Origin of the sequence: Ideonella livida (assembly GCF_010499455.1) — a bacterium.
Lineage (GTDB): Bacteria > Pseudomonadota > Gammaproteobacteria > Burkholderiales > Burkholderiaceae_C > Ideonella > Ideonella livida.
The window spans coordinates 87766-100557 of the sequence record NZ_JAAGOH010000017.1 but is presented as its reverse complement, the minus strand read 5'-3'; the positions used below and the strand labels follow the sequence as shown (position 1 = coordinate 100557).

General features: G+C 70.0%; 15 protein-coding genes. 6 read left to right on the top strand and 9 right to left on the bottom strand.

What is annotated here, in order from left to right; all coding sequences use genetic code 11:
• From G3A44_RS14685 to G3A44_RS14645, 9 genes are all read right to left on the bottom strand, one after another.
• Nucleotides 1-1183, bottom strand: a 1183-nt coding sequence (locus G3A44_RS14685; RefSeq protein WP_163458303.1) for an EscU/YscU/HrcU family type III secretion system export apparatus switch protein, incomplete at its 3' end; no start/stop codon positions are given.
• 104 nt (nucleotides 1184-1287) lie between these two features.
• Nucleotides 1288-2922, bottom strand: a complete 1635-nt coding sequence (locus G3A44_RS14680; protein ID WP_163458301.1) for a response regulator — start codon at nucleotides 2920-2922, stop codon at nucleotides 1288-1290.
• An 8-nt stretch (nucleotides 2923-2930) separates the two neighbouring features.
• Entirely contained in the window at nucleotides 2931-3704 is a 774-nt protein-coding gene (gene fliR, locus G3A44_RS14675; RefSeq protein WP_163458299.1) for a flagellar biosynthetic protein FliR, read from the bottom strand.
• 22 nt (nucleotides 3705-3726) lie between these two features.
• The gene (fliQ, locus tag G3A44_RS14670) at nucleotides 3727-3999 is read right to left on the bottom strand and encodes a flagellar biosynthesis protein FliQ (protein ID WP_163458297.1); all 273 of its coding nucleotides are present in this window, start codon (nucleotides 3997-3999) and stop codon (nucleotides 3727-3729) included.
• Between the two features lie 29 nt (nucleotides 4000-4028).
• Nucleotides 4029-4775 carry a flagellar type III secretion system pore protein FliP gene (gene fliP / locus G3A44_RS14665; RefSeq protein ID WP_163458317.1) on the bottom strand — a complete coding sequence of 249 codons (747 nt, stop codon included), beginning with the start codon at nucleotides 4773-4775 and terminating at the stop codon, nucleotides 4029-4031.
• 89 nt (nucleotides 4776-4864) lie between these two features.
• Nucleotides 4865-5257 (bottom strand): FliO/MopB family protein, encoded by a 393-nt coding sequence (locus G3A44_RS14660; RefSeq protein WP_163458295.1) that lies wholly within the window; start codon nucleotides 5255-5257, stop codon nucleotides 4865-4867.
• Between the two features lie 36 nt (nucleotides 5258-5293).
• Nucleotides 5294-5740: a flagellar motor switch protein FliN gene (gene fliN, locus G3A44_RS14655; protein ID WP_163458293.1), complete on the bottom strand. Its 447-nt coding sequence runs from the start codon at nucleotides 5738-5740 to the stop codon at nucleotides 5294-5296.
• The gene (fliM, locus tag G3A44_RS14650; RefSeq protein WP_163458291.1) at nucleotides 5730-6734 is read right to left on the bottom strand and encodes a flagellar motor switch protein FliM; all 1005 of its coding nucleotides are present in this window, start codon (nucleotides 6732-6734) and stop codon (nucleotides 5730-5732) included. Before fliM ends, fliN begins: the two co-directional genes overlap by 11 nt.
• A 34-nt stretch (nucleotides 6735-6768) precedes the next feature.
• The gene (locus G3A44_RS14645; RefSeq protein ID WP_163458289.1) at nucleotides 6769-7407 is read right to left on the bottom strand and encodes a flagellar basal body-associated FliL family protein; all 639 of its coding nucleotides are present in this window, start codon (nucleotides 7405-7407) and stop codon (nucleotides 6769-6771) included.
• 449 nt (nucleotides 7408-7856) lie between these two features.
• Between G3A44_RS14645 and G3A44_RS14640 the strand changes: the two genes are divergently transcribed.
• From G3A44_RS14640 to G3A44_RS14615, 6 genes are all read left to right on the top strand, one after another.
• The gene (locus tag G3A44_RS14640; RefSeq protein WP_310734384.1) at nucleotides 7857-8543 is read left to right on the top strand and encodes an energy transducer TonB; all 687 of its coding nucleotides are present in this window, start codon (nucleotides 7857-7859) and stop codon (nucleotides 8541-8543) included.
• A 122-nt stretch (nucleotides 8544-8665) separates the two neighbouring features.
• Nucleotides 8666-9472, top strand: coding sequence for a MotA/TolQ/ExbB proton channel family protein (locus tag G3A44_RS14635; protein ID WP_163458287.1), 807 nt, complete (start codon nucleotides 8666-8668; stop codon nucleotides 9470-9472).
• 84 nt (nucleotides 9473-9556) lie between these two features.
• Entirely contained in the window at nucleotides 9557-9988 is a 432-nt protein-coding gene (locus G3A44_RS14630; RefSeq protein ID WP_163458286.1) for an ExbD/TolR family protein, read from the top strand.
• Between the two features lie 51 nt (nucleotides 9989-10039).
• On the top strand, nucleotides 10040-10465 hold the full coding sequence (locus G3A44_RS14625; RefSeq protein WP_163458284.1) for an ExbD/TolR family protein: 426 nt from the start codon (nucleotides 10040-10042) through the stop codon (nucleotides 10463-10465).
• Nucleotides 10466-10592: 127 nt separating this feature from the next.
• Nucleotides 10593-11795 (top strand): hypothetical protein, encoded by a 1203-nt coding sequence (locus tag G3A44_RS14620; protein WP_163458282.1) that lies wholly within the window; start codon nucleotides 10593-10595, stop codon nucleotides 11793-11795.
• Nucleotides 11796-11812: 17 nt separating this feature from the next.
• Nucleotides 11813-12784 carry an MBL fold metallo-hydrolase gene (locus tag G3A44_RS14615; protein ID WP_163458280.1) on the top strand — a complete coding sequence of 324 codons (972 nt, stop codon included), beginning with the start codon at nucleotides 11813-11815 and terminating at the stop codon, nucleotides 12782-12784.
• The last annotated feature ends 8 nt before the right edge of the window (nucleotides 12785-12792 follow it).

Here is a 12792-nt window from a genome sequence, read left to right as displayed (position 1 = left end):
CGGCCACGGCCTGCGGGCCGGCGGCGGCGCTGCGGCCGTCCCGGGCGCTGGGCGGGCGGGCCCCCAGGGCGTGCGGGTCCATGTCGGCGGGCACGGCCACCTGCGGCGGCGTCCAGCGCTGCGCCGGGTCCTGCCGCAGGCGGTAGACCCAGGCCAGCACCTGGGCCACGGCGGCAAACAGCACGGCCGGGATTTCGCGGTCCAGCTCGCAGTGGGCGTACAGGGCCCGGGCCAGCGGGGGCGACTGCAGCACCGGCACGCGGCTGTCCTCGGCCACCTCGCGGATCTTCAGCGCCAGGGCGTCGGTGCCCTTGGCCACCACCATGGGTGCGCGGCCGCTGGCCTCGTCGTACTTCAGCGCCACAGCGTAGTGGGTGGGGTTCATCACCACCAGATCGGCTTGCGGCACCACAGCCAGCATGCGCTTCTTGGCCATCTCGCGCATGCGGGCCTTGATGCGGCCCTTGACCTGCGGGCTGCCCTCGGCTTCCTTGTGCTCCTGCTTGACTTCCTCGTGGCTCATCTTCAGGCGGTTGAGCCAGAGGTGGTTCTGCAGCGGCACGTCGATCAGGGCCCACAGGCCCAGCACCACCAGCAGCAGCAGGAAACCGTCGGTCAGCAGCAGGCCCAGGTGGGCCAGGGCCGAGGGCAGCGGCTCGGCCAGCAGGCCGGCCAGCGCGCCCCAGCGGGCCCTCAGGTAGAAGGCGCCCACGGTGCCCAGCACGCCGGCCATGATCCACATTTTGGCCACGTCCACCAGGTGCTGCTTGGAGAACAGGCGGGCCACGCCGGCCAGCGGGCTGGCGCGGCTGAAGTCGGGGTGCACGGCCTTGCCGCTGACGTTCCAGCCGCCGGCCAGCAAGGCCGTCAGGAAGCCCGCGGCAATCATCAGCAGGCCCAGGGGCAGCACGATCCACAGGGCGCCCAGGAACAGCTCGGTGAAGCGCTCGCCCATGCGCACGGGCTCGACGGCGGTGTGGCGGTCAAAGCGCAGCGCCTGCTCCAGCAGCTGGCGCGACCAGCTGGCCAGCGGGCCCGCGCCGGTGATCAGGGCCAGGCCGCCGATGAGCAGCGACAGGAAGTGGCCCAGGTCGCGCGAGCGCGGCAGGCTGCCGTCCTCTCGGGCCTTCTGCTTCTTCTTGTCTGAGGCGGGTAAGTTGCGGTCTTGGGCGGAATCGGCCATGGCAGTGCCCATGCTGCCCGGCCGCGGCCCGGGCCATGGGGGCGATAAGCCGGCCCGTGGCGGTGCTGTTCAGCGCCACCCGCCCGGCCGCCGCCGGGCAGGGCTCAGCCGCCGGCGGTGCGCAGGCGCAGGCCGCCGCCGGTGCCCCCCTGCTGGCCAAACTCCGGCAGGCTCTGGCTGCGCCGGCCCATGCGGGCCAGCAGGGCGTCCAGCTCGGCCTGCAAGGCCGGGGCCTCGGGCATGTTCTGGCCATAGGCGGTCAGCAGGCCGGCGGCGGCATCGGAGAACTTGGCGTTGAGCGTGCCCGAGCCCTGGCGCAGCAGGGCCTGCAAGGCCTGAGGCTTGCGGCCCCGCACGCTCAGGCCCATGGCCTTCTCGGCCGCGGCCACGACCTGGCTGTGGCAGTGGCGCAGCACCTCGGCATGGCGCGGATGCTGGGCGGCCGCCTGGGCCAGCAGCTCGGTGACGGCGCGGTTGCCGCAATAGCGCAGCCCCACCTGCAGCACCCACTCGTCGGCCGCCGGCAGCTGCACCTCGGCCGAGACCAGCAGGGCCAGCAGGCTGGTGAGGTTCCAGGCGATCTCGACGTCGAAGTCGGGGCGCAGGATCTCGGCGGCCAGGTGGCGCAGCACCTCCACCAGCTTGGCCGGCTGGCGCGCCAACATCAGTTCGAGGGCCTGCACCACCTGGGCCATGCGTCGCAGCCGCAGGTCGTCGGGGTCGCGCTCGCGCAGGCGCTGCAGGTCGCTGGCACAGCGGTTGACGGCCTTGCTGTCGCGCTCGCGGGTGCGCAGCAGGGCCAGCGAGACCAGGGTCTGCGGGTCAAAAAGCTTGCTGCCATGGCCCAGGATGACCGCACGCTCCAGCGCCTTGCCCGCCACCTCGGTCTGGCCCAGGGCCAGGGCGAGCATGCCCAGGGTCTGCTGGCGGCGCACCGCCCCCGGGGTCAGGCTGACGGCCCGCTGCCAGGTGGCCAGGGCCTCTTCCAGCTGGCCCAGGGAGAGCTGGGCGCGGCCCAGCACGTCATAGGCATCGGCATAGCCCGGATCGTCGGAGACCAGGGACTCCAGCGTGCCCATGGCCGCTGCGGTCTGCTGCTGTTCCAGCTGCACCCGGGCAATGCCCAGGCGCGCCCAGGGCAGGGCCTGGGTGGCCACCACGGCGTCGAACATCAGGCGGGCCTTGTCCAGTTGGCCGATGCGCAGGAACAGCTCGGCGCCCAGGCGCGCGGCGTAGAGCCAGTAGCGCCGGCGCTCCAGGAAACGCTCCAGGCAGTGGCGGGCGGCGGTCTCATAGTCGCCCGCCTCCATGGCGGTGAAGATCTCCTTGAGCTCGACCTTGCGGCGGCGGGCCTGGGTGATGCGGTCGGCCAGGGCCTGGGCGGTGAAGGGCTTGATGAGGTAGCTGTCCAGGGCCGCCTCGGCGGCCTCGGCCACTTGGTGGTAGCGGCGCTCGCCGGTGACCATGATGAACACGGTGGACCAGGGCAGGAGCTGTTCGCGGCGCAGCTCGTCGAGCAGGTGCTGGCCGCCGCGGGTCTCGCCAGGGAAGTCCATCTCGCACAGCACCAGGTCCACCTGACGGTACTCCAGGGTCTTGCGCGCCTCGCTGGCACGCCCACTCTGCAGCACCTGGCCGTAGCCCAGCTCGCGCAGCTGCCCGCACAGGATGCTGCGGGTGGTGGGGTTGTATTCCACGACCAGGGCGGTGTGGCGGCTGAGGTCCTCAGGCAGGCGCATGGCGGGGCTCACTGAAAAGGTGAGAGCAGGCGTTCCAGCGCTGCGAGAAATGGCGTCTGCAGGCTGGGCAGCATGGCCACCATGCCCAGCAGGCCGACGCTCAGGGTGACGGGAAATCCCAGCGAGAAGATGTTGGCCTGCGGCGCCACCCGCGAGACGATGCCCAGCATGAGGTTGACCATGAGCATCAGGCCGATGAGCGGCAGCGCGATCCACAGGCCCAGGCGGAAAACCTCCGCCCCCCAGACCCAGGGCTGCAGTTGCAGGATGAAGCCCAGCGGATCGGGCGCCACCGGCACGGCCTGCAGGCTCTGCACCACCGCCGCCAGCACGGTGAGGTGCCCCCCCACGGCGATGAACAGAAAGCTCACCAGGTTGCCAAAGTAGCGGCTGGTGGCGGTGGCCTGGCTGGCCAGCAGCGGGTCAAAGAAGCCGGCGAAGTTCAGGCCCATCTGCAGGCCGGCCACTTCACCGGCAAACTCGACCGCGGCAAAGACGATGCGCACCGCAAAGCCCAGCGTCCAGCCCACCAGCAGCTGCTGCAGCACCAGGGGCACGGCCAGCGCAGCGTCCAGGGGAATGGGTCGGCCCTCGTGCAGCGGCAGCGGCACGGCGGTGGAGGCGGCCATGCCGATGAGCAGGCTCAGCGCCACCCGCACCCGGGTAGGCACGATGCGCTGGCCCAGCACCGGCATGACCTGGAACAGGGCGAGCACGCGCAGGAACGGCCAGAGCACCGGCGTCAGCCAGGCCAGGATCTGCTGCTCGTCGAGCCCCATCATGGCAGTGCTCCGCGGGCCCGTTTCAGCCGGCCGCCGCGTTGGGAATGGCCAGCAGCATGGCGCGCAGGTAGTCGATCAGGCTCATGATCATCCAGGGGCCGGCCACCGCCATCACCGCCACCGCCGCCAGCAGCTTGGGCACGAAGGTGAGGGTGGCCTCGTTGATCTGGGTGACGGCCTGAAAGATGCTGACCACGATGCCCACGGCCAGCACCACCAGCAGCATGGGCGCGGAGACCTTGAGCAGCACCATCAGGCCCTGCTGGCCCAGTGTGAAGACTTGTGAGACGTCCATGTCGGCCTCCTGGCCTTGAGGTTGCAGGTTCAGGTGGCGAAGCTGGCGGCCAGCGAGCCCAGCAGCAGGTTCCAGCCGTCGGCGAGCACAAAGAGCATGAGCTTGAAGGGCAGCGCCACCAACACCGGCGAAAGCATCATCATCCCCAGGCTCATCAGCACGCTGGCCACGATCATGTCGATCACCAGGAAAGGGATGAAGATGAGAAAGCCGATCTGGAAGGCGGTTTTCAGCTCGCTGGTGACGAATGCGGGGATCAGCACCTTCATGGGCACAGCATCGCCGGGGACCGCAGGGTCCACCCGCGCCAGCCGCGAGAACAGCTGCACATCGGCCTGCCGCGTCTGGCGCAGCATGAACTCGCGCATCGGGGTCTCGGCACGCCGCAGGGCCTCGACCACGTCGATCTGGCTGCTCTGGTAGGGCACCCAGGCCTGCTGGTAGACCTTGTCCAGCGTGGGCGACATGACGAAGAAGGTGAGGAACAGGCTCAGCCCCAGGATGACCTGGTTGGGCGGCGCCGCCTGTGTGCCCAGGGCCTGGCGCAGCAGCGACAGCACGATGACGATGCGGGTGAAGCCCGTCATCATCAGCAGCATGGCCGGCAGGAAGCCCAGGACGGTGAAGAACAGCAGGGTCTGGATGGGCACCGAGTAGCTGGTGCCCCCCGCCCCCTGCCCCACCAGCAGCGGCAGCGCGGCGCCGGCCGGCGGCGCCGGCGCGGTGGGCTGGGCCAGGGCCACCCCGGTCAGCAGGATCATGGCCAGGGCGGCCATCCAGGCCAGAAGACGCCGGCGCCGCCGGCCGGCGGCCGCCGCGCTGGCGGCGGCCAGCCGACGCGCGCCCAGGGTGGGAACGGAAGACCTCATGACGGCTCCTGGGGGTCACGGCCCTGACGCCAGCGGTCGATCAGGGCCTGCACCGTGGGCGCCGCCGCCCCGGCGGCCGCCCCGGCCGCCAGCGCCGCCGCCGGCTGGGGTTCCAGCGTGGCCAGGTGCTGGATGCGGTCGGCGCTGACGCCCAGCACCAGCCACTGCGCACGCGCGCCCTGCCCCACCTCCACCACCATCAGGCGCTGGGTGGGCGAGAGGGCCAGGGCCGAGACCGGCCGCATCAGCCCGGGCGCACCGAAGCGGCCACCCAGGCCGCTGCGGCGCAGCGCCCAGAGCACCAGCGGGATGAGCACCAGCACGCCCACGAAGACGGCCAGGGGCCAGAGGCTGGGGCCGGCATCGGCGGGATTGACGGAGGGATTCATGGGCGGGGCGGAGGCAGACGGACGGGCAGATGACGCTCAGAGCCGGCTGAGCCGGCGCATGCGCTCACTGGGGGTGACGATGTCGGTCAGGCGGATGCCGAACTTGTCGTTGACCACCACCACCTCGCCCTGGGCAATGAGAAAGCCGTTGACCAGCACGTCCATGGGCTCGCCGGCCAGCGCGTCCAGCTCCACCACCGAGCCCTGCGCCAGCTGCAGGATGTTCTTGATGGGGATGCGGGTGCGGCCCAGCTCCACGGTGAGCTGCACCGGGATGTCCAGGATCATGTTGATGTCGTTCACCGGCGCCCCGCCCGCGCCGGTGGGCGGGGCGGAGAAGTTGGTGAACGCGGCGGGCGCCACCTGCTCGGTGGCGGTGACCTCGGAGGCCACCTCGGGTTGGGTGGCGGCCTTGGACTCCGCCAGCGCGGCCGCCCAGGCATCGGCCATGTCGTCCTGTTCGGTGCCGGCGTCATCCGCCATTTCGTTCTCCCAGCCAACCCAGCGTGGCGCCGGTCAGCATCTGTTCCACCTTGAGGGCGTACTTGCCGTTGGAGGTGCCGTAGTGGCAGCTGATGACCGGCACGCCATCCACCTTGGCCTGGATCAGCGGCTCCAGGTCCAGCTCGATGAAATCCCCCGGCTTGAGCGCCAGCAGCTGCTCCACCGTGGCCGGGGCCGTGCCCAGCTCCACCACCAGCTCCAGCTCGGCCGACTGGATCTGGTCCTTGAGCAGGTTGACCCAGCGGTGGTCGGGCTCCACAGAATCCCCCTGCATGGAGGAATACAGCACGTCCCGGATGGGCTCCATGGTGGAGTACGGGATGCAGATGTGCACCGAGCCCGACACATCCCCCAGCTCCAGGGTGAAGGAGGTGGCCACCACCACCTCGCTGGGCGTGGCGATGTTGGCGAACTGCGGCTGCATCTCGCTGCGCTGGTAGTCCAGCTCCAGGGGGTAGATGCCCTGCCAGGACTTCTTGTACTCGGCGATGATGACCTCGACCAGGCGCTCGATCACCCGCTGCTCGGTGGCCGAGAAGTCCCGGCCCTCAATGCGGGTGTGGAACTTGCCCGTGCCCCCGAACAGCGCGTCGATCACCGCGAAGACGATGCTCGGATCGCACACGATCAGGCCCGAGCCGCGCAGCGGCCGCACCTGCACGATGTTGAAGTTGGTGGGCACCACGATCTCGCGCAGGAAGGCGCTGTACTTCTGCACCTTGATGCCGCCGATGCTCACCTCGGGCGAGCGCCGGATCATGTTGAACAGCCCCACGCGCACATTGCGGGCAAAGCGCTCGTTGATGATCTCCATGGTCGGCATGCGGCCACGGACGATGCGCTCCTGGCTGGCCAGGTCGTAGCTGCGGATGCCCGAGGTGGGCGCCTCCTCTTGCTCGAGCTTCTGGCTCTCGCCGGTGATGCCCTGCAGCAGGGCATCCACTTCGTCTTGCGACAGGATCTGCTGGTTCATGGCTGCAAGCGTCCGCTGGCCGGTGCCCCTGGGCTCACTGGATGATGAAGGCCGAGAAGTGCACGTGCTGCACCGGCGAGTCGGCCAGGCTGTCGTAGGCGCGCCGCTTGCGCTTCTTGCCCGGCTGCGGCTCCTCGACCGGCTCGTCCTCGTCCTCCAGCTCGATGCCCATGGGCAGCACCGCCTCGCGGCGCACCTGCCGGGCCAGCTTCTCCTTGCCCTCGGCCGTGGCCAGGTCGGCCGCGCTCTTGCTAGAGAGCAGCAGCAGGATGTTGTTGCGGATGGCCGGCAGGTACGCCTTGATCTCGTCACCCGCCTTGGCGTCCACCACCTCCAACGTGATACCGATCTGGGCAAAGCGATCCTGCTCCCGGTCGGCCAGGTTCACCGTGAAGTGGTCCAGCGGCACGAACACCGGCGGCGCGTGCTTCTCGTCCTTCTTCTTCTCGCGCTTGGGCGGCTTCTTCTCGGCGTGTTTGGCCGGCGCCTCCTCGGCCCCCTCCTCCTCGGCCGCAGCCTCGGCCTCGTGGGCGGCCTTGGCCTTGAAATAGAAGAAGCCCCCACCGCCGGCGGCCAGCAGCAGCACCACCGCCACGATGATGAGGATCAGCTTCTTCTTGCCCCCTTTGGGCGGTGGGGCGTCGCCGGCAGCGGGCGCAGCGGCAGCAGACATGCGGGAACTCCTGTGGCCATCTCCCGCGGCAGGGCGCAGCCCGGCCCGCCATGGACCGGCGACCTGCCTGAGAGGACAAGCCGATTATTCGGAGCGCCCCCGGCAGTCAAACCCTGGAATAGGGGCCGGCTGGCGGTCCAGTCCCGGGGTGTGGCCGTCTGGCGGTCGAGGAAGACCGCGCACCACCTTGGCACACCCGTGCTGGTCTGTGTCTTGCTTAAAGTGACGCCCGGTTCGGTCCTGGCCCGGGTCGAACCGAAGGGTTATCGCCCTTAAGCGCTTTGCACCGAGATTTTGTGTCTGTCAAGGGCTTTCCTTGCTCAGTTTGTTGAGGAAAAGCCTCAAATGACAAGCAGAACCCGGCCGCTATAGTGGGGCACTTGCTGCGGCTCATGAGGTCGCGACGGTCAGTGAGGAACAGCACCCCAACAGGTGACTGGAGGATTGGAGTGGATTTCGCAGAGTCGCGCAGCGGCCCGGGCAAGCACCCGGTCGGGCTGGGCATCGTCATCGTCCTGCACGTGTTGCTGGGCTGGGCGCTGGTCAGCGGACTGGCCCGCAAGGTGGTGGAGGTCGTCAAGGCCCCCATCGAAACCAAGATCATCGAGGAGGTGAAGCCCCCGCCGCCCCCTCCCCCGGAGAACCTGCCCCCTCCGCCCAAGAACCTGCCCCCGCCGCCGGCCTTCGTGCCGCCGCCGGAGGTGCAGGTGACCCCGCCGCCGACGCCAGCGCCGGCCATCACCACCACCACGGTGGCGCCGCCGCCGGCACCGGTCACCGTCTCGGCCGCACCGCCCGTGGTGGCCGCGCCGCCCGCGGCGCCGGCCCCCGCCCCCAAGATCCAGGCCCGTCCGGCCCAGATCGACGTGGGCAGCTGCGCCAAGCCGGAGTACCCGGCGGCGGCCCTGCGCACCGAGGCCCAGGGCACCACCCGCATCCGCTTCACGGTCGATGCCGAGGGTCAGGTGTCCAAGGCCGAGATCGTCGGCCCCTCCGGCGCCTCCCGCGAGCACCGCCTGATGGACCGCGCCGCGGTCGAGGCCCTGAGCGGCTGCAAGTTCCGTGCAGGCACGGACGAGCACGGCAAGCCGGTGGGCGCCTTCGCCAACGTCGAGTACACCTGGAAGATCGAATGAACGGCCGGCGGCCCACCCCGACGGCAGGCCGCCGCCCCGCTTCTCCCCCACCCCCTTCTCGCAGCGCCTGACGGCGATCCCCATCCAGGCCTGGCTGCACCCCTTTGTATCCCGGAGGACCCATGTCGATTCTCAAGTTCCTGCGTGCCGCGCTGATGGCCGCTTCCCTGGCCACCCTGGGCGCCACCGCCTTCGCGCAGGCCCCTTCCGCCCCGGCCGCGCCCGCGGCTGAAGCCACCGCCCCCGCCGCGGTGCCCACCCCCGAGGTGAAGAAGGAGGAGATCGAGAACCCTTACGGCCTGGAAGCCCTGTGGAAGCAGGGTGACTTTGTCGCCCGCGGCACGCTGATCATCATGTCCATGGGCAGCTGGTACATCATCTTCACCAAGCTCTGGGACCAGCGCAAACTGCTCAAGAACGCCGATGAGGCCGCGGCCGGCTTCTGGAGTGCCGGCACCGTGCAAAAGGGCGTGGACACCCTGACCGAGGGCAGCGCCTTCCGCTACATCGCCGAGCAGGGCGTCAAGGCGGCCAAGCACCACGAAGGCACCCTGGTCGAGAACATCGACCTGCACACCTGGATCGGCATGAGCGTGCAGCGCTCGGTCGACCTGGTGAACTCCCGTCTGCAGGACGGTCTGGCCTTCCTGGCCACGGTGGGCTCCACCGCGCCGTTCGTGGGCCTGTTCGGCACCGTGTGGGGCATCTACCACGCCCTGACCGCCATCGGCATCTCCGGTCAGGCCTCCATCGACAAGGTGGCCGGCCCGGTGGGCGAGGCGCTGATCATGACCGCCTTCGGCCTGGCCGTGGCCGTGCCGGCGGTGATGGGCTACAACTGGCTGATCCGCCGCAACAAGTCGGTGATGGAGAAGGTGCGCGCCTTCTCAGGTGACCTGCACAACGTGCTGCTGGCCGGCAAGAAGTGATTCCGGGCCGGGCCGCCCGCCGCCTGGCGCCCACAAGGCGCACCGCGTCGGTCGGCCGGCCCCACTGACCTCAAGGACCCTGCCATGGCCATGTCCGTAGGCCCCGCCGCAGACGACGGCGAAGAGCAGATGAACTCCAGCATCAACACCACGCCCCTGGTGGACGTGATGCTGGTGCTGCTGATCATCTTCCTGATCACCATCCCGGTGGTCACCCAGTCGGTCAACCTCTCCTTGCCCAAGGAGACCAACGTCCCCACCCAGACCAAGCCCGAGAATGTGCTGCTGGCCGTGACCAAGGACGGGGACATCTACTGGAACACCCGGCGCATCCCGGACGTCGAGACCCTGGTCGAGGCGCTCAAGAAGGAATCGGTGAAGGTGCCCCAACCTGAGGTGCACATCCGCGGCGACGAGGCCTCACGCTACGAGTCGGTGGGCCGCGTGATCGTGGCCTGCCAACGCGCGGGCATCGCCAAGGTGGGCTTCATCACCGAACCGCCGGCGCGTCAGTGAGGCCCCGCGCCCACCGCCGCCCCCGAACGCATTGAAGGAAGGAACGCACCCATGGGCATGAGTGTCGGCTCGTCGTCCGAAGACGACATGATGGTGGAGATGAACACCACGCCGCTGATCGACGTGATGCTGGTGCTGCTGATCATGTTCATCATCACCATTCCGGTGCAGACCCACGCGGTCAAGATGAACATGCCGGTCAACGCCAACAGCGCCCCGCCGCCCAAGCCGCCGGAGATCATCCGCATCGACGTGGACTTTGACGGCACCATCGGCTGGAACGGCGAGATCGTCAGCAGCCGTGGCGACCTGCAGGCCCGCCTGTACCGCCTGACCCAACTGCCCGACCAGCCGGAGGTCCACCTTCGGCCCAACAAGCTGGTGGAGTACAAACATGTGGCCATGGTCATGGCCGAGGCCCAGCGCCTGGGCGTGACCAAGATCGGCATCATCGGCAACGAGCAGTTCATGAACTGACGCCGCCGGCCATGTCCAGCCCGCACTGAAGCACACCCAGGGGGGGCGCTCCGACCGGAGCGCTCCCCCTGTGTTCTTGAGGGGCCCGTACCGCCGGTGCGGACTCCACCCAGACCCCCACGCCGCCATGAACAAGATCCTGCACACCCTGGCCGCCGCCACGCTGGCGCTGGCCGTCCACACCGCCCAGGCCCAGGCCCTGCGCCCCGAGGTTGGCAAGCCCCTGCAGGCCGCGGGCGAGCTGCTCAAGGCGGGCAAGGCCAAGGAAGCCCTGGCCAAGGTCAAGGAGGCCGACGGCGCCGCCAACAAGACCGCCGCCGAACAGCTGATGATCGACCGCATGCGGGGCGCCGCCGCCCAGCGCGCGGGCGACAACGCCACCGCCATCCAGGCCTTCGAGTCGGCCATGGCCTCGGGCAAGCTGGCCCCGGCCGAACAGGCCCAGGTGGCCGAAAGCCTGGCCTTCGCCTACTCCCAGACCAAGGACCTGGCCAAGGCCGGCCAATGGGCAGCCAAGGCCCAGGCCCTGGGCAGCACCAGCCCGCAGCTCAAGCAGCTGCAGAGCTACCTGCAGGCACAGAGCGGCGACTACGCGGCCGTGGCCAAGGAAGCCGCCGCCGCCATCACCGCCGCGGAACAGGCCGGCAAGCGCCCCGAGGAGGCCGACCTGCTGCGCCTGGCCGACGCCTACCAGCGCACCCAGAACGCCGCCGGCCAGAGCGCCGCGTTGGAGAAGCTGCTGGCCCACTACCCCAAGAAGGAGTATTGGAAGGCCGTGCTGGAGCGCCTGCCGCGCAAGCCGGGGTTCTCCGACCGCTTTGCGCTGGACGTGATGCGCCTGAAGCTGGCCAGCGGCAACCTCTCCAAGCCCGACGAGTACATGGAAATGGCCCAGCTGTCCCTGCAGGCGGGCCTGCCCGCCGAGGCCCTGGCCATCACCGAGAAGGGCTTTGCCGCCGGCGTGCTGGGCAGCGGCCCCGAGGCCGCCCGGCACCAGCGCCTGAAGGACCTGGCGGTCAAGAAGGACGCCGAGACTCGCGCCGGCCTGGACAAGCTGGTGGCCGACGCCAAGGACCCCAATGCCCTGCTGCAGGCCGGCATGGTGCTGACCTCGGTGGGGCAGGCCGACCGCGGCCAGGCCCTGATCGAGCAGGCCCTGGCCAAACCCGCCGCGCTCAAGCGCCCCGAGGACGCCAAGCTGCGCCTGGGCCTGGCCCTGGTGCAGGGTGGCAAGACCAAGGCGCGCGGCCTGCAGGTGCTGCGCAGCGTGCAGGGCAGCGACGGCGTGGCCGACATCGCCCGCCTGTACGCCCTGCAAGGCAACAGCTGAGGCAGGGGCCCGCCCACATGACCACCCCGACCCACGCCCCCCTGCCCGAGCACACCCGCCATCTCGGCGACGGCCTGTACCTGGTGGACACCGGCTTTCACCGGCCGGCCTTCGACGCCGCCTACCTGATCGTGGACAGCGGCCGTGCCGCCTTCATCGACACCGGCACCCGCTTCTCGGTGCCGCGCCTGCTGGAGGCATTGGCCGCCACCGGCCTGGGCGTGGACGCGGTGGACTGGGTGATCCCCACCCATGTGCACCTGGACCATGCCGGCGGCGTGGGCACACTGATGCAACATCTGCCCCAGGCCCAGGTGCTGGTGCATGCCCGCGGCGCCCGCCACATGGTGGACCCCAGCGCCCTGTACCAGGGCGCGCTGGCGGTGTATGGCGCCGAGGAAATGGCCCGCTCCTACGGCACGCTGGACGCGGTGCCGGCCGAGCGGGTGCAGAGCAGCCACGACGGCCAGGTCATCCGCGTGGGGCAGCGTGAGCTGACGCTGATCGACGCCCCGGGCCACGCCAAGCACCACCACGCCATCTGGGACGCCCGCAGCCGCACCTGGTTCACCGGCGACACTTTCGGCATCAGCTACCGCGAGCTGGATGTGGACGGCCAGCCCTGGATCTTCCCGACCACCACACCGGTGCAGTTCGAGCCCGAGGCCCTGGCGCGGTCGATTGGCCGCATGCTGGCCGCCGACCCGCTGTGGGTCTGCCCCACGCACTATGGCCGGCTGGGCAACGTGGCCGCGTTGGGTGCGCGCCAGCTCAAGCTGCTGGCCGCCGTGGTCGAGTTGGGCGAGCGCCTGCGCGCCGCACCCGACCGCCACCAGGCCCTGCGGGACGGCCTGCGCCAGCTCTACTTGGCCGACCTGGCCGACATGGGCCGGGTGATGGAACCGGCGGAATTTGACCGCTGGATGGCGCTGGACCTGGAGCTCAACGCCCAGGGCATGGGCGCTTGGCTGGACCGCCCGGCACGCTGAACGCTCAG

Bases quoted from the DNA above. Each gene is read 5' to 3' on its own strand.
- G3A44_RS14680 (WP_163458301.1), bottom strand. From the start codon at position 2,922: ATGCGCCTGCCTGAGGACCTCAGCCGCCACACCGCCCTGGTCGTGGAA.
- fliR (WP_163458299.1), bottom strand. From the start codon at position 3,704: ATGATGGGGCTCGACGAGCAGCAGATCCTGGCCTGGCTGACGCCGGTG.
- fliQ (WP_163458297.1), bottom strand. From the start codon at position 3,999: ATGGACGTCTCACAAGTCTTCACACTGGGCCAGCAGGGCCTGATGGTG.
- fliP (WP_163458317.1), bottom strand. From the start codon at position 4,775: ATGGCCGCCCTGGCCATGATCCTGCTGACCGGGGTGGCCCTGGCCCAG.
- G3A44_RS14660 (WP_163458295.1), bottom strand. From the start codon at position 5,257: ATGAATCCCTCCGTCAATCCCGCCGATGCCGGCCCCAGCCTCTGGCCC.
- fliN (WP_163458293.1), bottom strand. From the start codon at position 5,740: ATGGCGGATGACGCCGGCACCGAACAGGACGACATGGCCGATGCCTGG.
- fliM (WP_163458291.1), bottom strand. From the start codon at position 6,734: ATGAACCAGCAGATCCTGTCGCAAGACGAAGTGGATGCCCTGCTGCAG.
- G3A44_RS14645 (WP_163458289.1), bottom strand. From the start codon at position 7,407: ATGTCTGCTGCCGCTGCGCCCGCTGCCGGCGACGCCCCACCGCCCAAA.
- G3A44_RS14635 (WP_163458287.1), top strand. From the start codon at position 8,666: ATGTCGATTCTCAAGTTCCTGCGTGCCGCGCTGATGGCCGCTTCCCTG.
- G3A44_RS14630 (WP_163458286.1), top strand. From the start codon at position 9,557: ATGGCCATGTCCGTAGGCCCCGCCGCAGACGACGGCGAAGAGCAGATG.
- G3A44_RS14625 (WP_163458284.1), top strand. From the start codon at position 10,040: ATGGGCATGAGTGTCGGCTCGTCGTCCGAAGACGACATGATGGTGGAG.
- G3A44_RS14620 (WP_163458282.1), top strand. From the start codon at position 10,593: ATGAACAAGATCCTGCACACCCTGGCCGCCGCCACGCTGGCGCTGGCC.
- G3A44_RS14615 (WP_163458280.1), top strand. From the start codon at position 11,813: ATGACCACCCCGACCCACGCCCCCCTGCCCGAGCACACCCGCCATCTC.